Origin of the sequence: Pseudomonas sp. BAV 4579 (assembly GCF_009765395.1) — a bacterium.
GTDB lineage: Bacteria > Pseudomonadota > Gammaproteobacteria > Pseudomonadales > Pseudomonadaceae > Chryseomonas > Chryseomonas aestiva.
In genome coordinates this window covers 1-21,835 of sequence record NZ_WHOV01000080.1, presented here as the reverse complement: position 1 = coordinate 21,835, position 21,835 = coordinate 1, and the positions used below count along the sequence as shown (strand labels likewise).

General features: G+C 66.2%; 20 protein-coding genes and 2 pseudogenes. 14 read left to right on the top strand and 8 right to left on the bottom strand.

Annotated elements, in window-relative coordinates; genetic code table 11:
- The 4 genes from GSQ95_RS16175 to GSQ95_RS16160 form a co-directional block, all read left to right on the top strand.
- On the top strand, positions 1 to 763 hold a 763-nt coding region (locus GSQ95_RS16175), incomplete at its 5' end, for an ATP-dependent endonuclease (protein WP_372241644.1).
- Positions 764 to 1,147: 384 nt separating this feature from the next.
- Complete coding sequence (locus tag GSQ95_RS16170; protein WP_158893675.1) at positions 1,148 to 2,269, top strand: hypothetical protein; 1,122 nt, start codon at positions 1,148 to 1,150, stop codon at positions 2,267 to 2,269.
- Between the two features lie 124 nt (positions 2,270 to 2,393).
- Positions 2,394 to 2,873 carry a hypothetical protein gene (locus GSQ95_RS16165; RefSeq protein WP_158893677.1) on the top strand — a complete coding sequence of 160 codons (480 nt, stop codon included), beginning with the start codon at positions 2,394 to 2,396 and terminating at the stop codon, positions 2,871 to 2,873.
- Between the two features lie 69 nt (positions 2,874 to 2,942).
- Positions 2,943 to 3,773 carry a glucose 1-dehydrogenase gene (locus GSQ95_RS16160; RefSeq protein ID WP_158893679.1) on the top strand — a complete coding sequence of 277 codons (831 nt, stop codon included), beginning with the start codon at positions 2,943 to 2,945 and terminating at the stop codon, positions 3,771 to 3,773.
- 178 nt (positions 3,774 to 3,951) lie between these two features.
- Here the strand turns inward: GSQ95_RS16160 and GSQ95_RS16155 are convergent, their stop codons facing one another.
- Entirely contained in the window at positions 3,952 to 4,203 is a 252-nt protein-coding gene (locus GSQ95_RS16155) for a hypothetical protein (RefSeq protein ID WP_007160699.1), read from the bottom strand.
- A gap of 428 nt (positions 4,204 to 4,631) precedes the next feature.
- On the opposite strand from GSQ95_RS16155, the pseudogene GSQ95_RS16150 reads away from it, so the two are divergent.
- Positions 4,632 to 5,677, top strand: a pseudogene (locus GSQ95_RS16150) (alpha/beta fold hydrolase).
- A gap of 9 nt (positions 5,678 to 5,686) precedes the next feature.
- Here GSQ95_RS16150 and GSQ95_RS16145 read toward each other — a convergent pair.
- A complete protein-coding gene (locus GSQ95_RS16145) occupies positions 5,687 to 6,187 on the bottom strand; it encodes a GNAT family N-acetyltransferase (RefSeq protein WP_158893681.1) in 501 nt (166 codons plus the stop codon).
- Between the two features lie 180 nt (positions 6,188 to 6,367).
- Between GSQ95_RS16145 and GSQ95_RS16140 the strand changes: the two genes are divergently transcribed.
- On the top strand, positions 6,368 to 6,928 hold the full coding sequence (locus tag GSQ95_RS16140; RefSeq protein WP_158893683.1) for a carboxymuconolactone decarboxylase family protein: 561 nt from the start codon (positions 6,368 to 6,370) through the stop codon (positions 6,926 to 6,928).
- A gap of 13 nt (positions 6,929 to 6,941) precedes the next feature.
- Here the strand turns inward: GSQ95_RS16140 and GSQ95_RS16135 are convergent, their stop codons facing one another.
- Positions 6,942 to 8,111 (bottom strand): MFS transporter, encoded by a 1,170-nt coding sequence (locus GSQ95_RS16135; RefSeq protein ID WP_158893685.1) that lies wholly within the window; start codon positions 8,109 to 8,111, stop codon positions 6,942 to 6,944.
- A gap of 96 nt (positions 8,112 to 8,207) precedes the next feature.
- Between GSQ95_RS16135 and GSQ95_RS16130 the strand changes: the two genes are divergently transcribed.
- The 4 genes and pseudogenes from GSQ95_RS16130 to GSQ95_RS27210 all read left to right on the top strand — a co-directional run bounded on the left by GSQ95_RS16130 (position 8,208) and on the right by GSQ95_RS27210 (position 12,795).
- Entirely contained in the window at positions 8,208 to 9,101 is an 894-nt protein-coding gene (locus GSQ95_RS16130) for a LysR family transcriptional regulator (RefSeq protein ID WP_158893687.1), read from the top strand.
- A gap of 184 nt (positions 9,102 to 9,285) precedes the next feature.
- A complete protein-coding gene (locus GSQ95_RS16125; protein WP_158893689.1) occupies positions 9,286 to 10,698 on the top strand; it encodes a sugar porter family MFS transporter in 1,413 nt (470 codons plus the stop codon).
- A gap of 153 nt (positions 10,699 to 10,851) precedes the next feature.
- A pseudogene (locus GSQ95_RS27215) lies at positions 10,852 to 11,940 on the top strand (cache domain-containing protein); the annotation flags it as partial.
- Positions 11,941 to 12,027: 87 nt separating this feature from the next.
- Positions 12,028 to 12,795, top strand: a complete 768-nt coding sequence (locus GSQ95_RS27210; protein ID WP_372240067.1) for a methyl-accepting chemotaxis protein — start codon at positions 12,028 to 12,030, stop codon at positions 12,793 to 12,795.
- A gap of 270 nt (positions 12,796 to 13,065) precedes the next feature.
- Here the strand turns inward: GSQ95_RS27210 and GSQ95_RS16115 are convergent, their stop codons facing one another.
- A complete protein-coding gene (locus GSQ95_RS16115) occupies positions 13,066 to 14,502 on the bottom strand; it encodes a dihydrolipoyl dehydrogenase (RefSeq protein ID WP_158893693.1) in 1,437 nt (478 codons plus the stop codon).
- Positions 14,503 to 14,736: 234 nt separating this feature from the next.
- On the opposite strand from GSQ95_RS16115, the gene GSQ95_RS16110 reads away from it, so the two are divergent.
- A complete protein-coding gene (locus GSQ95_RS16110; protein ID WP_158893695.1) occupies positions 14,737 to 15,258 on the top strand; it encodes a hypothetical protein in 522 nt (173 codons plus the stop codon).
- Between the two features lie 351 nt (positions 15,259 to 15,609).
- Positions 15,610 to 16,662 carry an acyltransferase gene (locus GSQ95_RS16105; RefSeq protein ID WP_158893697.1) on the top strand — a complete coding sequence of 351 codons (1,053 nt, stop codon included), beginning with the start codon at positions 15,610 to 15,612 and terminating at the stop codon, positions 16,660 to 16,662.
- Between the two features lie 19 nt (positions 16,663 to 16,681).
- Here GSQ95_RS16105 and crcB read toward each other — a convergent pair whose 3' ends face one another.
- Positions 16,682 to 17,059: a fluoride efflux transporter CrcB gene (crcB, locus tag GSQ95_RS16100; RefSeq protein WP_158893699.1), complete on the bottom strand. Its 378-nt coding sequence runs from the start codon at positions 17,057 to 17,059 to the stop codon at positions 16,682 to 16,684.
- 12 nt (positions 17,060 to 17,071) lie between these two features.
- A complete protein-coding gene (nhaA, locus tag GSQ95_RS16095; protein ID WP_158893701.1) occupies positions 17,072 to 18,241 on the bottom strand; it encodes a Na+/H+ antiporter NhaA in 1,170 nt (389 codons plus the stop codon).
- Between the two features lie 257 nt (positions 18,242 to 18,498).
- Between nhaA and GSQ95_RS16090 the strand changes: the two genes are divergently transcribed.
- The gene (locus GSQ95_RS16090) at positions 18,499 to 19,656 is read left to right on the top strand and encodes an HPP family protein (protein WP_178118436.1); all 1,158 of its coding nucleotides are present in this window, start codon (positions 18,499 to 18,501) and stop codon (positions 19,654 to 19,656) included.
- Positions 19,657 to 19,659: 3 nt separating this feature from the next.
- Here the strand turns inward: GSQ95_RS16090 and GSQ95_RS27205 are convergent, their stop codons facing one another.
- Positions 19,660 to 20,670, bottom strand: coding sequence for a methyl-accepting chemotaxis protein (locus GSQ95_RS27205; RefSeq protein ID WP_372241645.1), 1,011 nt, complete (start codon positions 20,668 to 20,670; stop codon positions 19,660 to 19,662).
- A 173-nt stretch (positions 20,671 to 20,843) separates the two neighbouring features.
- Entirely contained in the window at positions 20,844 to 21,284 is a 441-nt protein-coding gene (locus tag GSQ95_RS27200) for an MCP four helix bundle domain-containing protein (protein ID WP_372240066.1), read from the bottom strand.
- Between the two features lie 157 nt (positions 21,285 to 21,441).
- Between GSQ95_RS27200 and GSQ95_RS16080 the strand changes: the two genes are divergently transcribed.
- On the top strand, positions 21,442 to 21,835 hold a 394-nt coding region (locus tag GSQ95_RS16080), incomplete at its 3' end, for a DUF4398 domain-containing protein (RefSeq protein ID WP_158973853.1).

Genomic DNA, 21,835 nt, shown 5'->3' with positions numbered 1-21,835 from the left:
TTGCCATCACAGGAACAGGCTAGCAAACACGACTTTTCAGACAAGCCCTAGTGCAGCAAATCAGATGCGCGATTTGATCTATGAACTTTCTGGCGGCACATCGCAAATAGTGGCCACCACCCACTCCCCTTATCTTATCGACCTATCTAGAAAACCTAAACAAGTACTAAATCGTTTTCATTACGAACAGGGCCATTCTACAATCCACGCATTCTCTGTTTCGGAGAGATTTCGAGAACTGCAAGAAAACGATAAAGATCAAGTAAAAATGCTAATTAAGCTTGATGATCACGTATCACGAATCTTCTTTACTCGGCGAGTAGTTGTAGTAGAGGGAGATACCGAAGAGGTATTGATAAAAGAGGCTATCCGCAGAATGCCTTCTGAGCAGCGAGCAAAGGTTTTGTCAGGAAGCGAAATAGTTAAAGCGCGAGGAAAAGCTGCAATCATAGGTTTCGCAAAGTATCTCAATGCGCTAAACGTAAACTATTTTGTAATCCATGATAGAGATCAGGGCGTCGCCGGCGCAGAGATATTTAACCAACCAATTGCAGAGGCAGTAGGAGACCAGAATAGAGTCACTATGCTTCATGAATGCGTAGAAGACTTGTTAGGATATCCCGCTCCTACATCAGAAAAGCCGTTCAAGGCTTATCAGCATACTTTGCAGTGGAATGAAACTTGGGACAGCGTTCCACATAACCTGAAACAAATCCTGAAAAAGGCATTCGATCCACTTATAGAAATACCAACCCCCACTTAAGAACCCAAAAAGCCAGTCCAAACGCTGAGCTTTAGCCTGCTCAGCGTTCTTAGTCCTCTTTACTCAAGACATCAAGCCTCATAAATCAGACACCACAAAAGAACTTAAACTGCAATATTCATAAAACCCACATAACAAGTATCTAAATACGACCTTGGCGAAAGCACTCCTCACTCCCTACCAAAGCGCATAGCCAAAAAGAACATTATATGCAAAACCACATCACTCATACCGAAAAATCATCGCAGAACACAAACTAAAGTCAATGTGCCACATACCACCCTTTAGGTTGATTGCGAATTTAGTGTTAACGCATACATTACCCCTAGCAAATCACTAATCACCGGCAACGATTTTTCCTGATAGCCCACAAGGACCGTCCCCATGCCAACCTCCCGCTCCCTCATGGTCGCGTTGCTCTTGGCCAACACCGGTGCCGCCTGGGCCGAATCCAATACGGCCAACGTCCAGCAGAACGGTGGCTTCAATGTGGTGAACCTGAACCAGGGCAGCGAGCTGTCGGCGCGCAACCAGGCGGATATCCAGCAGAGCGGCAGTTTTCTCAATGCCCAGGTGACCCAGCAGAACGATGCCGATGACCGTGTGCGGGTGCTGCAGACCAATGGCAAGAGCGCTGTCGAGGTCAATCAGACCTGGGGCTCGCAGCGCCTGGTGGATATCGAGCAACGCGATGGCGGCTATGACCGGGTGCAGGTCGATCAGGGGCCGGGCAGTGGCAATGAGACGGTGGTGCGGCAGAGCGGCTTGCGGCAGGACACCTATGTCCATCAGGACGGCGGCTATCACCGCATCGACATCGAGCAGAACAGCTATGCCGCCGGCCAGAACACCCTGACGGTGCGGCAGGATGGCCTCGACGGCAAGCTGGACCTGGCTCAGCACGGTGACCGCCAGGACCTGCAGGTGACCAGCTTCGGTCTGCGCAACGGGGTCTGGGTCAGCCAGAACGGCGAGGACTCCAAGACGATCATCGAGCAGCGCGGCAATGACAACTATGTCGGCCTCAAGCAAGGCGGCGAGTGGGTGGATTCCAAGGTGGTGCAGGAGGGCAACGGCAACGATGCCCGGGTCCGGCACTCCAGCGGCTACTCACGCCCAAGCAGCGTCTACGTCGCCCAGCGCGGCGATCTCAACCGGGCGGACGTGAATGTCTATGGCGTGGGCAGCCAGGTGACCCTGGCGCAGACCGGTAACGGCAATGGCGCCTCTGCCATCGTCTCGGGCGAGGGCAATCAGCTGGACCTGGCGTCCACTGGCGACGGCAATGGCATCAATGCCTATTACCTCGGCAACGACGGCCAACTGAAGGTGGATCAGCAGGGCAACGGCCTCGGGGTAACGGCCTACGTCACCGGCGACGCCTCCCGCATCACCGCCAGCCAGAGCGGCTTCCAGCACACCGCCGACCTGACCCAGAACACCGCCGGCAATGCCATCAACATCACCCAGAGCGGCTTTTCCAACCATGCCGTCATCAGCCAATAGTCAGGGATCAGCGGGGCCAGTCCCCGCGCGATTCGGCGGCGGCTGAGGTTGCCGCTGCCACTCTCGCTCAATCTTTGCCCCACGCGGCCGCTATCCTTGAGATGTACCTTTCAAGGAGTCCGCGATGTCCGGCACGCTGTCGGTGAATGGCATTGGCCACGGCATCTTGCGCGCGCCCACGCTCAGGCTGGGTGGCGCGACTGCCAAGCCCACCGCCGAGGACGAGGCGGCCAAGGTCGAGCAAGCCAAGACGACCAAGGGTATCGGCAAGCCCAATCCGCTGAACCAGATCAAGGACCAGGCCGAAGCCGACGCCGCCCCTGCCAGCGAGAAGGGCAGCACCGGCAACAAGACCCTGGATACCCTGCAGAAGGCCATCGACATGGCCAAGCGGCAACTGGAGCTGGCGCAGAAGCAGTTGCGCGCGGTGGAGGCCCGGAGCAAGGGCGAAGGCAAGGCTGACGAGGCCAGCCAGGCCGCGCGCGAAGCCGCCCAGGCCAATGTCGCCGCCGCCAGCGAGGCCCTGACGACTGCCTATGCCGCCTACACCGAAGCCCTGAAGAAGGCCGGCGAGACCACCAGCGGGGTCAGCGCCCGGGCGTGATGCTGGCCCCCTGACCGAACCGCCTGGGCTACCCTCGGGGGCTAGTCACGACCTGGAGGGCATACTCGCATGGCAGCCAAACTCAAGGGCAAGACCGCGCTGGTCACCGGCGCGGCCCAGGGCATAGGCGCCGCCATCGCCCGGGCCTTCGTGGCGGAAGGCGCCTTCGTCTATGTCACCGACCTCAACGCCGAGCTAGGCCACGCCGTTGCGGCCGAGTTGGGCGACCGCGCCTGCTATCGGCCCCTGGATGTGCGCCTGGAAGCCGACTGGCAGCGGGTGACCGGGCAGGTCCTCATGGAGCGCGGGCGGCTTGACGTGCTGGTGAACAACGCCGGGATCACCGGCTTTGAACAGGGCGTGGTGGCCCACGACCCGGAACATGCCAGTCTCGAAGACTGGCATGCAGTGCATCGCACCAATCTCGATGGCGTCTTTCTCGGCTGCAAATACGGCATCCGTGCCATGCGGCAGGCAGGCGCCGGGTCCATCATCAATATCTCCTCGCGCTCCGGGCTGGTGGGTATTCCCGGCGCAGCGGCCTATGCCTCATCCAAGGCGGCCGTGCGCAATCACAGCAAGACGGTGGCGCTCTATTGCGCGGAGCAGGGCCTGGCTATCCGCTGCAATTCCATCCACCCCGCCGCCATCCTCACGCCGATGTGGGAGCCCATGCTGGGCCACGGTCCGGATCGCGCGGCGCGCATGGCGGCGCTGGTGCGGGACACGCCGCTGGGGCGCTTTGGCCACCCCGAGGAGGTGGCGGCCGTGGCACTGTTGCTGGCGTCCGACGAGGCGGCCTACATGACCGGCAGCGAACTGAATCTGGACGGCGGTCTGCTGGCCGGTTCAGCGGTGACACCCGCGACGGCGGAAGCGCCCTCGCCCACTATTCCCTGACCTTGAAGCTCAGCCGCCACTGGGCGCCAGGCTGTCCGCCCAGGTCCTCGCGGCGGCCGCCAGAGATCCGTACTGGCGATGTCGACATCGACCGCCAGCAGTCCGCCGCGACCCTCCATGAGCAGCCACCTGCGGCAGGCCCTAAGCCGGCCGCCAGGTACAAGGATCGCGCTGAGCCCTAGTCGTCCGGATAGATCTCGTCCGCCGTGATGGCCGGCAGGCTGCCGATGGCGCGCAATTCGTTGATGGCGTCGCGGATCACCTCGTAGAGCAGCGCCGTATTGCGCACCAGGGTCTGGTTGAGGGTACGCGACACCCGCGCCGGTCGGGCGGGATCGATGAGGGTGATCAGGAGATTGTCACCCTGGGACTGAATCTCGTGCTTGATCGGCGGGTCCAGCGCCGCCAGTTGGCTTTTGAGGGCTTGCATAGGGCCAAATGTTCTCCAAGGGCTAGTGCTCTTTCCGACTCGACCGCTGGCGCCAGCGTTCCAGCCCTTCGCTCGCCAATAGCTGTCGCTTGGAGCCAGGGCTGACAGCTGCCCTGGCCATTCCAGCCTTGAACAGCGCCGTTTCACGGCAGGCGCGCGCCTGGCCCTCGCGCAATGACTCAGGGGCGGAGACGTGGGACTACCTGGCCGCGGTCGGCAGGAGGAAGAGGAGATGGGCAGCCGTCGGAGCGGCCGAAAACGGACAAGCAGCCGCGGCCGGAAGACCGCCGCGGTGGCCGGGCACCTGAGTTGTCAGCGGCGCGATTAGGACTTATACAGTTCGACCGATCATTTTAATAAGAAACGGAAAGGCCTCAATGAACAGCATGTTCACCGTGCGACGCGTCACGGCCACCCTGTACTCGGCCATGACCTTCCTGTTGCTCCTGACCACCCTGGGCGTCAAGGCGGACGAGCCGCCCAAGCCGGTCGAAGGCGACTTCGTGGTGCCGCGCTTCACCTTCCATACCGGTCAAACCCTCGACGACTTCCGCCTGCACTACCTGACGCTGGGCAAGCGCGGCAATCCCGTGGTCCTGGTGCTGCACGGCACCGGTCAGCAGGCGGCGGCGATGCTGAGCAAGGATGTCGGCGGCCAGTTGTTCGGCCCGGGCCAGCCGCTGGATGCGAGCAAGTTCTTTATCGTGATTCCGGATGCGATCGGCACCGGTAGCTCGACCAAGCCGTCGGATGGCCTGCGCGCCGCCTTTCCCCACTACAACTATGCCGACATGGTGCAGGCGCACTACCTGCTGCTGACCCAGGGGCTGGGGATAGAGCACCTGCGGCTGATCATCGGCAATTCGATGGGGGGCATGCAGACCTGGCTGTGGGGCGGCCTGCACCCCGGCTTCGCCGATGGCCTGGTGCCCATGGCGGCGCAGCCGACGGAGATGGCCGGCCGCAACTGGATCATGAGGCGCATGCTGGTGGAGTCCATCAGGCAGGACCCAGCCTGGAACCAGGGCAATTACCAGACCCAGCCGCCGTCCCTGCGCCTGGCCAAGACGATGTTCGAATTCGCCACCAGTGGCGGCACCCTGAACTACCAGGAGATCGCCGGCACCCATGCCCAGGCGGATGCGCTGGTCGACAAGCGCCTGCGGCCTCGGTGGCCGTCGACGCCAATGACTTCATCTACCAGTGGGAGTCCTCGGCCGACTACAACGCCGAGCCGGGGCTGAGCAAGATCAAGGTGCCGGTGCTGGCCATCAACGCCGCGGATGACGAGCGCAATCCACCGGAAACCGGCCTCATGCAGGCGGCGCTCAAGCAGGTGCCGAGTGCCCGCTACCTGCTGATTCCGGGCAGCGCCGACACGCGCGGGCACGGTACCACCGGGTTGGCCAGGCTCTATGCGGCGGAGCTGGCGCAATTCGTCGCCAAGCTGCCCAGCGTCCCTGCCGGGCGCTAGGGACCTGGCCTAGAGCGGGGTCGTTTCTTCCTGGTAGATCCGCAATCCACGCGCCTGGTAGTTGGCCAGGGCCGCCGGGTGGTCCAGGGTGCAGGTGTGCACCCAGACGCGCTCGGTGCCTGCCCAGTCCCAGGCGCAGCGAAGGGCGTGGCTGAGCAGCGGACCGCCGAAGCCGAGCCCCATGAAGGCGCCGGCCAGGCCGAAGTAGCGGATCTCGACGTTGCGGCCATCCGGGCGGTACAACTCGTAGTAGCCGGCGATGGCACCGCGGTGATAGGCGACCCAGGTGCGATGCCCCTCCTGCTCCACCAATTCGCGCCACTGGGCCTCGCTCCAGCTGTCGAGATCGCTCCAGTCCCAGGCCTGGCCGACCAGGGCATAGAGAAAGCGGTTGAGTTCGGGTTGCGGCACCTCGCACTCGACGATCTGCAGCTCGGGCCTTGGCGGCTTCTCGCGCAACTCGGCCGAAGACGTCATTTCAAGGTAAAAGGTGGTGCAGGTCCGGTCCATCGCCAAGACTCCCTGGAAAAGGTCAGCGCCGATTGTGACCAGACCCGGGGGTAGGCTGCCAGTCTGATTGCGACCCTTGGCAAGGCTGTTCGAGCGCGGCAGCGCGACCTTGCCCTGGGGGCCCGAGGTGGTATTGGATGAGCCGACCGAGCTGCCCACTCCCTTTCGAGGATCACTGCCATGCCCCCCTCGTCGCGCCTGACGCCCCTGACCGACCAGAACACCACGCCAGAACAGCAGCGGGTTCTGGACGACATCCAGAGCGGTCCGCGGGGCAATCTCGACGGTCCCTTCCTGGCCTGGGTGCACAGCCCGGCACTGGCCGATCACGCCCAGCGGCTGGGCGCCTTCTGCCGCTATGGCACCCGGCTGGACCTGCGCCTCACGGAGCTGGCGATCCTCACCACCGCGGCCTGGTGGCGCTCCCAGGCGGAATGGCAGATCCATGAACCCATCGCCCGCCAGGCGGGCCTGGCGGAGGCCATGATCGAGGCGCTCCGGCTAGGCAGCGTGCCGGCCTTCGAAACGCCCGCGGAGACCTGTGTCCATGCCATCGGCGTCGCGCTCTATGACACCCGGCGGATTCCCGAGGATCTCTATCGCCAGGGGGTCGCGCTGTTCGGCGAAGCGGGAATGGTCGAACTGGTGGGCGTCTATGGCTACTACAGCCTGGTGGCCATGACCCTCGATGCCTTCGCGGTGGATCGGGGCGGCGATACGCCCCGCCCCTTCGCCGAGTGAGGCCAACGCGGCCCTAGGCGGCCACCGCCGCAGCGCTGTTCCGACCGCGCCAGGCCAGGAGCAGGGCCATCGCCAGGCCCAGGGCGGCCATGCCGGCGCCGGCCAGGGAGATCGCCGGATAGCCGAGACCGGCATCGATCACCGCGCCGCCCAGGGCCGCGCCGAGGGCATTGCCCAGGTTGAAGGCGCCGATATTGACCGCCGAGGCCAGGTTGGGGGCGTCCTTGGCGGCTTCCATCACGCGCATCTGCAGCGGCGGCACCAGGGCGAAGCTGGCAATGCCCCAGACGAGGATGGCCACCGCGGCCGCCAGCGGCCAGCGCATCAGCACGCTGAAGGCCAGCAGCACCACGATGAGCACGCCCAGGGAGGCGATCAGGGTGCGGTCGATGGATTTGTCCGCCGCCTTGCCACCCCAGAGATTGCCCAGGGTCAGGCCGACGCCGAACAGCACCAGCATGGCGGTGATGAAGGCCGTGGAGCCATGGGTCTCGCGGGCGAGGATGGGCGCGATATAGGTGAAGACGGTGAACATGGCGCCCGAGCCGACCACGGTCAGCCCGAGGGCGGCCAGTACCGGCGGACGACCCAGCACGCGGATCTCGGCCAGCACCCCGTCGCTCGGCGGCAAGGCGACGTTGGGCAGGGCGAACCAGAGCGCGGCCATGGTCAGCAGGCCGAGACCGGCGATGCCCCAGAAGGCCTGGCGCCAGCCGAGCAATTCGCCGAACCAGGTGGCCAGGGGCACGCCACCGATGGTGGCCAGGGTCAGCCCCATGAACATGGCGGCGACCGCCCCGGCGCGCTTGTCCGGGGCGACCACGCTGGCCGCCACCAGGGCGCCGACGCCAAAGAAGGCACCATGGTTGAGCGAGGTCACCACCCGGGCGATCAGCAGGCTGGTGTAGTCGGTGGCCAGGGCCGACATCAGGTTGCCCAGGGTGAAGATGGCCATCAGGCCGATCAGCAGATGGCGGCGCGGAATACGGCCGGTGGTCAGGGTCATCAGCGGCGCACCGATCAGCACGCCCAGGGCATAGGCGCTGATCAGGAGGCCCGCCGCCGGGATGGAGACGCCAAGATCGGCGGCGATGCCGGGCAACATGCCCATGGGCGCGAATTCGGTGACGCCGATGCCGAAGGCACCGGTGGCCAGGGCCAGCAGGGGTGGATTGATACGCATGGGAAAGGCTCCTTATCTATGCGGTGAATGCTAAGCTCATCGCTCGAACGCCGGTAGACGGCGGTTTTGGCATGCACCTTTGCTCTGGAGTCACAAGTGGATCTCAATGGTCGCTCGGGAGAGATGGCGGTGTTCGCCCAGGTGGTGGCGGCCGGCAGCCTGTCCGCCGCCGCCAGGGCCCTGCGCCTGACGCCTTCGGCGGTGAGTCGCTCCATCGCCCGCACCGAGCAGCGCCTCGGCACGCGGCTGCTGTTGCGTACCACCCGGGCCATCACCCTCACGGCCGAGGGCGCGGCCTATCTGCGCGCGGCGCGGCGCATCCTGGCGGACCTGGCCGAGGTGGAAGACGCCATCGCCGACCAGGGCGTGCCCAGAGGGCGACTGAGGGTCAGCGCCGCCCTCGGTCATGGCCGCATGACCCTGGTGCCGCTGGTGGCGGCCTTCAGCGCCCGCTATCCGGATATCGTCGTGGACCTGGCGCTGGGCGACGAGGTGGTGGACATCCTCGCCGGCCAGGCCGACGTGGCGATCCGCTTCGGCCAGTTGGCCGACAGCCCCCTCAGCGCCCGCCCCATCGGCGTCACCGGGCAGGTGGTGGTGGCCTCGCCCGCCTATCTCGCCCGCCACGGCACACCCCGGGTGCCGGAAGACCTGCTCGACCACAACTGCCTGAGATTCAACTTCCGCCGCGCCCTGCCCGACTGGCCCTTCGTCCGTGACGGCCAGGCCTTCGCCCTGAAGATCAGCGGCAACATCGAATGCAACAGTGGCGAGGCCCTGGCCCTGCTCGCCCGCGAAGGCGCCGGCATCGCCCGCATCGGCGAATTCAGCGTGGCCGAGGACCTGCGCAGCGGCGCCCTGGTGCCGCTGCTGGAGGCCTGGAATCCGGGCGATCTGGAGCCCATCCATGCGGTCTTCGTCGGCGGCTCGACCATGCCGGCGCGGGTCCGGGTGTTCGTGGATTTCCTGGTGGAGCGGCTGGGCAGCTGAAGGTGCGCGTCGCGCCCGACCGGCCCACTTCGGGAACTCCAGCCGGCATCCCTGCCCTAACCCCCCACGCCCGCATCCATGGCGCCCCTTCGCTGACTCGCAACGCTCCAATCGTTCGCTTCGCTGGCCTGAGGGCGCCCCGTTCGCCGGTCCCTCTCGTGTCTTGCCAGGATCCCGCTCTGCCATGTCCGCTTCCGCTTCCCCCGCCGTCGACCCCGACCAGAAGGCCTCGGCCCGTCGGCTGATCTTCATTACCGTGCTGGTCGCCACCATGGGCGCCCTGGCCTTCGGCTACGACACCGGCATCATCGCCGGCGCCCTGCCCTTCATGACCCTGCCCCCCGACCAGGGCGGCCTGGGTCTCAACGCCTACACCGAGGGCCTGGTCACCGCCGCCCTGATCGTCGGCGCGGCCTTCGGCTCGCTGGCGGCGGGTTATCTCGCCGATCGCTACGGCCGCCGCACCACCCTGCGCCTGCTGTCGATCCTCTTCGTGGTCGGCGCCCTGGGTACCGCGGTGGCGCCCTCGGTGGAACTGATGGTGGTCGCGCGCTTCGTGCTCGGCCTGGCGGTGGGTGGCGGCTCGGCCACGGTGCCGGTGTTCATCGCCGAGATCGCCGGGCCCAAGCGCCGCGGTCGCCTGGTGAGTCGCAACGAGCTGATGATCGTCAGCGGCCAGCTGCTGGCCTATGTGCTCAGCGCCCTGCTCGCCTGGCTGGTGCACGACAACGGCATCTGGCGCTACATGCTGGCCATCGCCATGGTGCCGGGCATCCTGCTGTTCGCCGGTACCTTCCTGCTGCCCACCTCGCCGCGCTGGCTGGCGGCCAAGGGCCGGATCGAAGAAGCCGAAGCCGTGCTGGAACGCCTGCGCGACACCCCCGAGGAGGTCGCGCGCGAGGTCCAGGAGATGCGCGAGAGCGAGGAGCAGGCCAGGCATCGTCCGCCCCTGCGTGAATTGCTGAGCCAGGGCTGGGTAGTCAAGTTACTGCTGCTGGGCATCGGCCTGGGTTTCGTCGCCCAGTTCACCGGGGTCAACGCCTTCATGTACTACACCCCGATCATTCTCAAGAGCACTGGCATGGGCACCAGCGCGGCCCTCACCGCCACCATCGGCAACGGCGTGGTCTCGGTGATCGCCACCCTGCTCGGCATCTGGGCCATCGGCCGCGCCGGACGGCGCACCCTGCTGCTGATCGGCCTGGTGATCGTGGTCGTGGCGCAACTGGCGCTGGGCAGCGTGCTGCTGTGGCTGCCGCAGAACCTCACCCAGAGCTACCTTGCGCTGGCCTGCATCCTGGTGTTCCTGCTGTTCATGCAGATGTGCATCGCCCCGGTCTACTGGCTGCTGATGTCCGAGCTGTTTCCCAACCAGGTCCGTGGCCTGCTGACCGGGGTGGCCGTGGCCGTGCAGTGGTTGTGCAATGCCACCGTGGCCTTCAGCTTTCCGGTGGCGCTGGAAGCCATCGGCAACTACACCTTCTACGTCTTCGCCGCCATCAACCTGGGCTCGCTGGTGTTCGTTTATTTCTGCCTGCCGGAGACCCGTGGCAAATCCCTAGAAGAAATCGAACGCCACCTGAAGAAAGAGCTATAGCGGGTCGTTAGCCGACCGATCGGCGATTTTCCGACTCGTTGCGGACCAGATGGAATAATTTTTCATTCCGTATCAAGTCGGACTTATCCAAGCCGATGCAGAGTGAAGGCATGTTGCCGTCACTCTTCGCGCAGCGCGCGACCGGGGCTTTCGATGAATATCAAACAAAAACTCACCTCGCTTTTCGCGGTAACCGCCTGCCTCCCGGTGATCCTGGTGGCGGGCGTGGTCATCATGAACGTGCGCAGCCAGGGCACCGGCGACTTCCTCGATGGTAGCGGGCGCGAAATCCGCCAGATCGATCGCAACATCCAGCAGTTCTTTGCCGGCATCCAGCAGAACGTCGACTTCCTCGCCAAGGAGCCGAACATCCTCGCCCTGGAAGGCCTGAAGAACTACAGCGGCGCCGATGCCGCCCAGATCCCGCAGCCGGAAGCCGGCCAGCAGGCGCTGAGCTATTTCACCCGCTTCGCCAAGACCCACCCCACCACCGCCTACCTGTCGGTGGGCCTGGCCGATGGCGGCTACGTCAGCTGGCCGGACGACGCCAAGCTGGCCAACTACGATCCGCGCGTGCGCCCCTGGTACCAGGCGGCCATGAACAATCCGGGCAAGGTGGTGCGCACCCCGGCCTACTACTGGGCGACCGACGACGTCTCGCTGATGGGCGTGGTACGGACCATGGAAGACGCCAGCGGCAAGGTCCGCGGCGTGGTGGGCCTGGACATCTCGCTCAAGCAGCTCACCGACCTGGTCAAGAGCATCACCCTGGGCCAGAGCGGCTACCTGCTGCTGGTGGAAGACAACGGCAACGTGCTGGTCGACCCCCGCGATCCCAAGCACAACTTCAAGCAGCTCAAGGAGCTGGGCGACGCCTACCAGACCCTCAGCGGCATCCAGAGCGGACTGGGCGAGGTCAATCTCAACGGCACCGACTACATGGTCAACGTCTATCAGGCCAAGGACCTCGGCTGGAAATTCATCGGCCTGATCGAGCGCAGCGAAGTCATGGGCAAGGCCACCGCCCTGACCTGGCAGATCGCCGGCATCACCGCGGTGCTGGCGCTGCTGTTCGCCGTGCTCGGCGCGGCCTTTGCCGGCATGATCGTGCGGCCGATCCGCGGCGTCTCCGCCGGCCTGGAATCCATCGCCCACGGCGAAGGCGATCTGACCAAGAGCCTGAACGTGCAGGGCAAGGACGAAACCGCCGCCCTGGCGGGTTGGTTCAACCAGTTCCTTGCCAGCATCCGCCAGCTGGTGCAACGCATCGGCCAGGCCTCCAACGATCTGCAGCAGGCTTCGCAGACCACCACCCAGGCGGCGGCCAGCATGAACGAGGTGGCCGGGCGCCAGCGCGAAGCCGTGGAGCTGGTCTCCACCGCCTTCAACGAGATGGTCGCCACCTCCAACGAGGTCGCGCGCTCCTGCAGCCAGGCCGCGGCCTCCGCCGACGCCGGTCATCACAAGGTCCAGGAAGGCTACGGCCAGATCGAGAAGGCCACCGGCAACGTCAACCGCCTCAGCGGCAGCCTCGCCCAGTCGGCCCAGGCCATGGCGGTGCTGGAGCAGGACAGCCACAACATCAACACCATCCTCGACACCATCCGCGGCATCGCCGAACAGACCAACCTGCTGGCGCTCAACGCCGCCATCGAAGCGGCGCGGGCCGGTGAGCAGGGGCGCGGCTTCGCCGTGGTGGCCGACGAGGTGCGGGCCCTGGCCAAGCGCACCGCCGACTCCACCGGCGAGATCGACGGCCTGCTCGGCAGTCTGGCGCGGCGCACCCAGGAGGTCACCCGCCAGATCGAGACCAGCCTGGAGCTGTCGCAGACCAGCGTGACCTCCATCAGCGAGGCGCGCGGCAGCTTCGAAGGCATCCGCCAGTCGGTGGACGAGATCCGCGACCAGGCCCTGCAGATCGCCGCGGCGGCCGAGGAACAGCATCAGGTGGCCGAGGACATCAACCGCCACATCGCCCAGATCCACGACGACGCCCAGCAGGTGGAAGGCCTGGCCCAGTCCACCACCCGCGACTCCTCGCGCCTGTCGCAACTGTCGGGCGAACTGGATGGCTTGGTAAGGCGCTTCAAGGCCTGATGGCTGTTTGGCGGTAGCAGAAGCCCCGCGGGTGATCCCGGCGGGGCTTTTTGTTGGGTGGGCGTTCGGTGATGCGTGGATAAGGCTGCGCCGTTATCCACCCTACGGACGTTGAACCTACCCACTGCGCTGAGCAGCCCACTCTCCCCCTGGGAGAGGGCTGGGGCGAGGGTGCCTCTAGCAAAACCGTAGCGTGGAAAACGGCGCAGCCTTTTCCACTACCGGATTGAGCACCGCCGTTGAGCGCAGCGAAGTCCAATAGCCCTCCCCTCAAGCCCCAGACGGCAAGCCCTGGTCGCGGTCGCCACGCAGGCTGCTGTGGGCGGCATGGCATATCTCGCGCAGACCGCTCTTGAGGCCTTCTTCGAGGGTGGGGTGGTAGAAGGGCATGTCGAGCAGCGAACTGGCGGTCTCGCCATGGATCAGCGCCAGCACCAGCAGATGGCCGATATGGTCCATGCCCGGCCCGACCATGGCCGCGCCGGTCAACTTGCCGGTGCCCGGCTCGGCATAGAAACGGGCGAGGCCCTGGTTGCGCGCCTCGACCCGGGCGCGGCCCTGGTCGTGGTAGGAAGAGGTGCCGATCAGACTGCCCTCGTCGGGCGGACTGCCCAGCACGGCCACCGGCGGATCGGTGAAGATCAGCGAAAACAGTGGCGATCTCGGAGTCGGTCGGACCTCGGGATAGCAGGCGGCATTGTGCCCGGCGATGGCGCCCTCATCGGAGGCTTCATGGAGGATCGGCCGGTCGTGGTCGGCGTCGCCGGCAATGAAGATCGACGAAGCGCCGCACTGCAGCGTCTCGGGGTCGTAAACCGGGGTGCCATGGTCGTCCAGCTCGATGCCGGTGGTTTCCAGGCCCAGGCCCTTGAGTCGTGGCGGTCGCCCGGCGGCCACCAGCACGTAGTCGAAGTCGCCCTCGCCGCTCGCCGCGCCGGACCAGGACAATCGCACGCTCTCGCCTGCGCGGCGGGCGTCCACCTCGACGTCCAGCAGCAAGGTCAGGTCCTGTTCCAGGATCTTGCGCAACTCGGCCTTGACCTCCAGATCCTTGAGCGCGCCCAGGCCATCGTCCTGGCCGAACAGGGTGACGGCCACGCCCAGACGGGCCATGGCCTGGGCCAGTTCCAGGCCCACCGGACCGGTGCCGATCACCGCCAGGGAGCGCGGCAGATCGGGCAGCTCGAAGATCGTCTCGTTGGTCAGCGCCCGCTCGCCCAGCGCGGCGAAAGGTTCCGGCACCAGGGGATAGGAGCCGGTGGCGATGACCACGCTGCGGGCGCTTATAGTCTTACCATTGCTGAGTTGCAGACGGTCCGCCGCCACGAAGCGCGCCGTGGCCTGCTGGGCCACGCCCGCGGGCAACGTGGCGAAACCCTGCTTGGTGGCGGCGACGAAATGGTCGCGCTCACGGCGTACCCGCGCCATGACCGCCGCGCCATCGACGCTGACGCTACCCACGTCGATGCCGAAGGTAGCAGCACGGCGGACGGCGTGATGAGCCTCACCGGCAACGATCAGCAGCTTGGAAGGCATGCAGCCCACGGAGGCACAGGTAGTCCCGGCCCAGCGATCGTCGATCAGCAGGGTCCGCGCCCCCTGGCGCCGGGCGGCGCGTTCGGCGGCAAGGCCGGCGGTTCCGGCGCCGATCACGGCGACATCGCAGTCGAGATCGGCAGAGCTGGAAGGGGCTGCGGGATCACTCATCTCATCACCTGACGTTGCGAAGGATTAACCCGACTCGCGCCAGGGCTCCAGCAAGGGACCCCAAGCGCAGCGTTGAGGTTGCATTCCCAAGGCGTGACCCACTTCGACAAAAAACCGACAAATCTTGTCAGGACCGTCAAATTCCATGCCACTCGTCACCTTATACTGGCCAACTGGAACCATTGAGGGTGTCCTATCCTCAATTAGCCAACTTAAATGGACGCAGGCACTCACATGGAACGTGACATCAGCAAGATTCCGCTCATCAACGATTGGTCCTACCTGATCGCCCTGGAAACCGGCCTGTTCACCCGTGGTGAACTCAGCGGTGCGGTGCTCAAGGCCCTCAATGACCAGGCTCGTCTGCTCTCCCGTCGCTACCTGGTGCAGAAGTCCAAGCTGGACGTGCGCAAGCTGTCGCCGGCCGAGACCGAGATCCTCGATACCCTCAGCGACACCGCCGCCAGTCTGCGTCGCCGCCAGCGGCTGCCGCACAACATCGTCAAGAGCCTCAGAGCCGGCGGCCTGATCGCCGCGGTCGAGCGCAGCGTCTGCGCCTCGGGCATCCTGCAGTGCCACAACGGCTTCTACGAAGACGGCCTGGAGCCGGGCGCCTTCGAACAGATCGTCATGCGCCATCCCCATGAGTTCGGCGATCATGCCCGCCAGAGCGCCGCGCTCTATTTCGCCCAGGAACCCTTCGCCCTGGAACAGGCGCAAGACGTGCACGAACAGCCGCTGCAGGCCAGCGCCTGATGAGCGAGGCGTACGCAACGACCGGGGCGGCCGGGAGGCCCCAGACCCCGATCGCCTGCGCGCGCCTCGCCGCCCCCGTTCCCGCTTGCGGTACCGCTTTTCCGGAGTCCTGGCGCATGACGCTCGCTTTCGCGCCGCTCAGCCCCCCATAGCGCCCCTGCCCTCGCCGGCCGACCGATCGCGCTGATCGCGTCGGCGGTCGCCCTTTCGTTGCCGGTCCCGCCGGCAGCGGCCTTTGCCTGCGCGCGTCTCACGACGGGCGTTTCCGCCGATGCCGTCTGCGTCGCCTTCCGCCTGGAGTTCGCTCCCCGGCGGCGGCCGCGGCATGGGCCACGGCTGCGAGGAGCAGACATGACTACCGCTCACGTCCCCCACGGACGCAACAACTTCGATTTCCTGAGATTCGCCGCGGCGTCCACCGTGGTGATCGGCCATGGCTTCTGGCTCTCGGGACACATCGGCGCTGAGCCGATCCTCAATTTCACCGGCTTTACCGACGCGGCCAATATCGCCGTCTATGTGTTCTTCGTGATCAGCGGCTTTCTGATCACGGCGTCCTTCCAGCGCAGTCGCAATCCCCTGGACTTCATCCTCAAGCGCGCCCTGCGGATCTTTCCGGCGCTGATCGTCTCGGTGCTGTTCTCGGTGCTGGTGGTGGGCTGGCTCGCCACCAGTCGCGAGACGAGCGCCTACTTCAGCGATCGCCAGACCCTGGGCTTCTTCAAGAACATCCTGCTGATGACCCGCTTCGAGCTGCCCGGCGTCTTCACCGGCAATCCCTTTCCGGACACGGTGAACGGCAGCTACTGGACCCTGCCCTACGAGGTGTTCATGTACCTGTCGCTGCTGATCATCGGGGTACTGGGGCTGCTGACCCGCTCGGTGGTCATGGCCACCCTGGTGGTGCTGGTGCTGGGCAACTTCCTGCTGCTGCCACAGATGGGCGTCGCCAGCTTCGTGCTGCACAAGGTGTTCAGCCTGGGCATGTTCTTTTTCGCCGGCGCCCTGCTGCAACTCGCGGGACCGCGCATCCCCTGGCGCCTGGATATCGCCCTGGCGCTCTGCCTGCTGTCGCTGGCGGCCATCGCCTGGCACATCCTGCCGGTGATCCACCTGGTGTCGCTGGCCTATGTGATCATCTACCTGGCCCAGGTGCAGGTACCGGTGCTGCACGGCTTCGGCCGCTTCGGCGACTATTCCTACGGCCTCTACCTGTTCAACTTCCCGGTCCAGCAACTGCTCATGCACTGGTTTCCCGACAGCTTCTCGCTGCCCGGCTTCCTGCTGGTGAGCTACGTCCTGACCCTGGGCTTCGCGGTGCTCTCCTGGCACCTGATCGAGGCGCCGGCGCTGAGATTCAAGCCGCGGCGGCAGCCCCCGACCGCGCCTGTGGCGCCGGCCTGAGTCCGGATGGCCGGTCGCCTCAGCCGAGGCGACCGGCGAGGGCGAAACCGGCCAGGGTCAGCAGCAGCGAGCCCAGGACATGGACGGTGACGGTGAGCGCCGCCCAGCCCAGGCGGCCGCTCTGCAGCAGATTCACCACCTCGGCGGAAAAGGTCGAGAAGGTGGTGAAGCCGCCGCAGAAGCCGGTCACCAGCAACAGCTTCCACTGGGGGTCCACGCCTGGATAGCGGGAGAAGAAGCCCAGGGCGAGGCCGATCACGAAGCCACCGACCAGATTGACCAGCAGCGTGCCCAGGGGCAGCAGCGGAAACAGCGCATTCATCCGCAGACCGACCCACCAGCGGCAGGCGCTGCCCACGGCCCCGCCCACCATCACCGCGAACAGCGCATAGGGCATCTCAGACTCCTCTCAACGACGGCGGGCGGCCAGGAGCAGGACGGCGATGCCGGCCAGGGCCGACAGCAGCGACCCCAGCAGCACGCCGATCTTGACCTCGTCGACCAGGAAGGGCGCACCCGGAAAGGCCAGGGCGCCAATGAACAGACTCATGGTAAAGCCAATGCCGCAGAGCAGCGCCACGCCATAGAGCTGCAGCCAGCTGGCGCCTTCCGGCAGCCGCGCCAGACCACTGCGGATGGCCAGCACCGCCATGAGGGAGATGCCGATCTGCTTGCCGAGAAACAGCCCCAGGGTCACGCCCAGGGGAACCGGATCCAGCAGGTTGGCGGGCGACATCCCGGCCAGGGACACCCCGGCATTGGCGAAGCCGAACAGGGGCACGATCAGGAAGGCCACCCAGGGGTGCAGCGCGGACTCCAGCCTCAGCAGCGGCGAGGCATCGTCGGCCTCGGTATCGCCCAGGGGAATGAACAGCGCCAGGATCACCCCGGCCAGGGTCGCATGGATGCCCGAGCGCAGCATGCAGAACCACAGCAGCGCCCCGACCAGCAGATAGGGCAGCAGGGCGGTGACCTTGCAGCGATTGAGCAGGAACAGCACGGCCACCAGACCGGCCGCGGCCAGCAGCATGGGGGTGGAGAGGTCGCTGGTATAGAACAGCGCGATGATCAGCACGGCGCCGAGGTCGTCGAGGATCGCCAGGGCCGAGAGAAACACCTTGAGCGACGCTGGCACCCGCGAACCCAGCAGCGACAGCACACCGAGGGCGAAGGCGATGTCGGTGGCGGCGGGAATCGCCCAGCCGGCGAGCGTCTGGGGATCGTGGCGATTGACCAGGGCATAGAGCAGCGCCGGCACCAGCATGCCACCCAGGGCAGCGAGGCCCGGCAGGGCGCGATCGCCCCAGCTGGCGAGTTGGCCGACCGCCATCTCGCGCTTGATCTCCAGCCCCACCAGCAGGAAGAAGATGGCCATCAGGCCGTCGTTGATCCAGTGACCGAGTGAAAGGCCACCGACGTACCAGTGCAGGCTGGCGAAATAGCCGTCGGCCAAGGGCGAGTTGGCGACGATGAGGGCGACGGCCGCGGCGACCATCAACACGACACCACCGGCCGCTTCGGCGGCGCAGAAGCGATTGAGATAGGCCAGGGCCTTGGCAGGGGATAGCGGGGATGACATGGGCAGCCGTACTCCGCGCGGCGGCCCGACCTGCGCTCGATTCAACCTGTCCTACCGCGAGGTTGCGGCGACACCCAGCCGATAATCCTACTACGGCAACCCGAGTGGTCGCAGTAGAAAATCGCTCCGGGACCGCGGTCGCTCTGGGGCGCCGCCTGGCCGCTGGCGGTGGCGGCCCGCGGTCTTCGCCGGTATTGCCAGGGCTCCGTACAGGGTGGACCATCAGCGCCCTCGTTCGGCCCAGCAGCTGCTCGCCCATGTCCCAGCAACCCCCTGCATCCTCCCTCTTCGCCCGTCTGCTCCAGGGCCTGCGCGCCTTCTGGCCAGCGCCCTTGCCCATCGACGCTCGCGAACGCCTGCGCGCCAGCCTGGGCGCCGGCCTCGGCATCCTGCTCGCCGCGCTCCTGGCGGCCTGGTGGCTGGAAGGCCAGCCGGTGCATCAGCATGGCGCCCTGGCGCTGGCCCTGGTGGCGCCGCTGGGCGCCAGCGCGGTGCTGGTGTTCGCCCTGCCCTCCAGTCCGCTGGCGCAGCCCTGGTCGGTGGTGGGCGGCAATACCCTGTCGGCGCTGATCGGCATCGCCTGCGCGCGGTGGATTCCCGAAGCCAACCTGGCCGCCGCGGTGGCGGTCGCCCTGGCCATCGCCGCCATGTTCAGCCTGCGCTGCCTGCATCCGCCGGGCGGTGCCTCGGCGCTGCTGATGGTGCTCATCGGCGCCCAGGATTTCAGCTATGCCTGGAGTCCGGTGGCGCTGGATTCGCTGCTGCTGGTGAGTGCCGGCCTGCTCTACAACAACCTGACCCGGCGTCCCTGGCCCCATGTGCCACGCCCGGCCGAACCGAGCGGCGAGACGCGCCTGCAGCGCGCCGACCTGGACGCCGTGCTGGCGCGCTACAACCAGGTGCTGGACATCAGCCGCGACGACCTCGCCGAATTGCTCGAACAGGTGGAGGCGCGTGCCTACCAGCGCAAGATGGGCGAACTGCGCTGCGCCGACGTCATGAGCCAAGAACCGGTGACGGCCCGTGCCGAGATGCCGCTGCAGGAAGCCTGGGCGCTGATGCGCGCCCGCCGCATCAAGGCGCTGCCGGTGGTGGATCGCCAGGGCCATCTGCTGGGCATCGTCACCGTCGCCGACTTCATGCGGCAGATCGACCTGGACGTCCACGAAGGCCTCGGCTGGCGCCTGCGCTCGCTGGTCCGGCCGAAGGCCCGCCAGGACGAAAACAGCGTCGGCCGCATCATGACCCGCACCGTGCGGGTGGCCAGCGCCGACCGCCTGCTGATCGACCTGGTGCCGGTGTTTTCCGAGAACGGCCACCGCCACATCCCCATCATCGACGGCTCGCGCCGCCTGGTGGGCATCATCACCCAGTCTGATCTGATCCGGGCGCTGTACCAGGCGGTGCGGGCCTAGGGTTCACACCTGGAAGCGATTCACCAGCCCCTGCAGATCCACCGCCAGCCGCGACAGCTCCTGGCTGGCGGCGTTGGTCTGGCGGGCACCGTCGGCGGACTGGGTGGAGAGATCGCGGATGTTGACCAGATTGCGATCCACTTCCCGGGCCACCTGCGCCTGCTCTTCGGCTGCGCTGGCAATCACCAGGTTGCGCTCGTACATCTCGCCGATGCGGGTATTGATCTCTTCCAGCGCCACCCCGGCGGTTTCCGCCAGGGCACGCGTGGCCTGGGCGCGCTCACTGCTGCTGTGCATGGAGCCCAGGGCCTGACTGGCACCGCTGCGCATGCCCGAGACCATCTGCTCGATCTCGTGGGTGGACTGCTGGGTGCGGCTGGCCAGGGCGCGCACCTCATCGGCCACCACGGCGAAACCACGCCCGGCCTCGCCGGCCCGCGCCGCCTCGATGGCCGCATTGAGCGCCAGCAGGTTGGTCTGTTCGGCGATGGCGCGAATGACGTCGAGCACCTTGCCGATGTCCTGGGACTGCTCGGCGAGCCGCTGGACCAGGGTCCCGGTGACGGACACCTCGTCGGACAAGGCGGCGATGGCGCCCAGGGTGTCGGCGACCCGCGTCTGGCCCTGCTGCGCGGCCTGGCTGGAGGCCCGCGAGGCTTCGGAAGTGGAGACGGCGTTGCGCGCCACCTCGTCCACCGCGGTGCTCATCTCGGTGACGGCCGTAGCCGCCTGTTCGAGCTCGTCGTTCTGGCGCTGCAAGCCCTGGCCAGCGGCCTCGGTGACCGCGTTGAGCTCTTCGGCGGCGGTGGCCAGCTGAGTGGAGGAGCCGGCGATGCGCGAGAGGGTCTCGCGCAGTTGCGCCTGCATCTGCTGCAGGGCGCGCTGCAATTCGCTCACCTCGTCGCGGCCTTGCACGGCCAGGGTCTGGGTCAGGTCGCCCTGGGCGACGCGGCGGGCGGCCAGCAGCGCCTCGCGCAGCGGCCCGACGATGCTGCGGGTCAACAGCCAGGCCATGAGTACCGTGGCCAGGGCGGCCAGGGCGATCACCGCCATGACGATCAGCCGTGAGGCGGCGTAGCGGTCCGCCGAGATCTTGCCGTCGCGTTCGATGCCCTCGGCATAGAAGTCGCCCAACTCGCCCAGCTGCTTGCCGGTGCCGTCCACCACCGGCTTCATGTCCACCAGGGTCAGTTGTTGAGCGCGGCGGTATCGCCACGGCGGGCCAGGGCGAAGGACTCGGTCATGCCCTGCTGATAGATGGCGAAATCACGCTTGAAGAGGTCCCAGCGCTGGTGCTCCTCGGGCGTATCGACCAAGACCTCATAGGCCTTGATGCCGTCCATGAGCACCTTGTTGCGTGCCTCGTACTGACCGACATAGGTATCGATGTTGCGCGGGTCCGGGTCCAGCGCCAGGCGCAGGGAAATGGTCCGGATGCGCAGCATGTTCTCGCGAATGGCGTCCACCGCGCGGATGCTGGGCACCCAGTCACGTTCCGTCACCACCTGGCGCTCGCGGATACCCGCCATCTGCGCCAGGGAAAACAGCCCGAGAAAAGCCACCATCAGGGCAATCAGGCCGAAGCCCAGGGCAGCCCGGGGCGCGATGTTGCAGTTGCGTAACAGCATGGAAGTCTCCGTGGCCTCTGGCCCTGTTGTTGTCAGACAACAGATATCGGCTGCTACCCCGGGGCCTTCAGCACAGCGGTCGCAGCGAACCTCGCCGCGTTTTCGCCGTCTCAAAGGCACTGTCGCCCATTCCGGGCGACCTGCCAGGAATGTTCGGATGAAAACCGGTCCCTCTCGTGCCTCCCCGTTCTCCGCGCCTCGTGCGCTGCTCGCCAGCCTGGTCCTGGGCGGCGGTCTGCTGCTCGCGGGCTGCGCCGGCAATCCGCCGACCGCGCAGATGGCCGTGACCCAGTCGGCCGTCAACGAAGCCGTGAGCGGCGGCGGCAACCAGTTCGCTCCCATCGAGACCAAGTCGGCCCAGGACAAGTGGACCCAGGCCCAAGCGGCCCTGTCCAACGAGAAGTACGACGAAGCCAAGCAACTGGCCGAGCAGGCCGAGTGGGATGCCCGTCTGGCGACCCGCAAAACCCAGGCCGCCAAGGCCCAGGCAGCGCTGCAGGATGCCCAGAACAGCATCCAGCAGATCCGTGAGGAAGGTCAGATCAACCTGC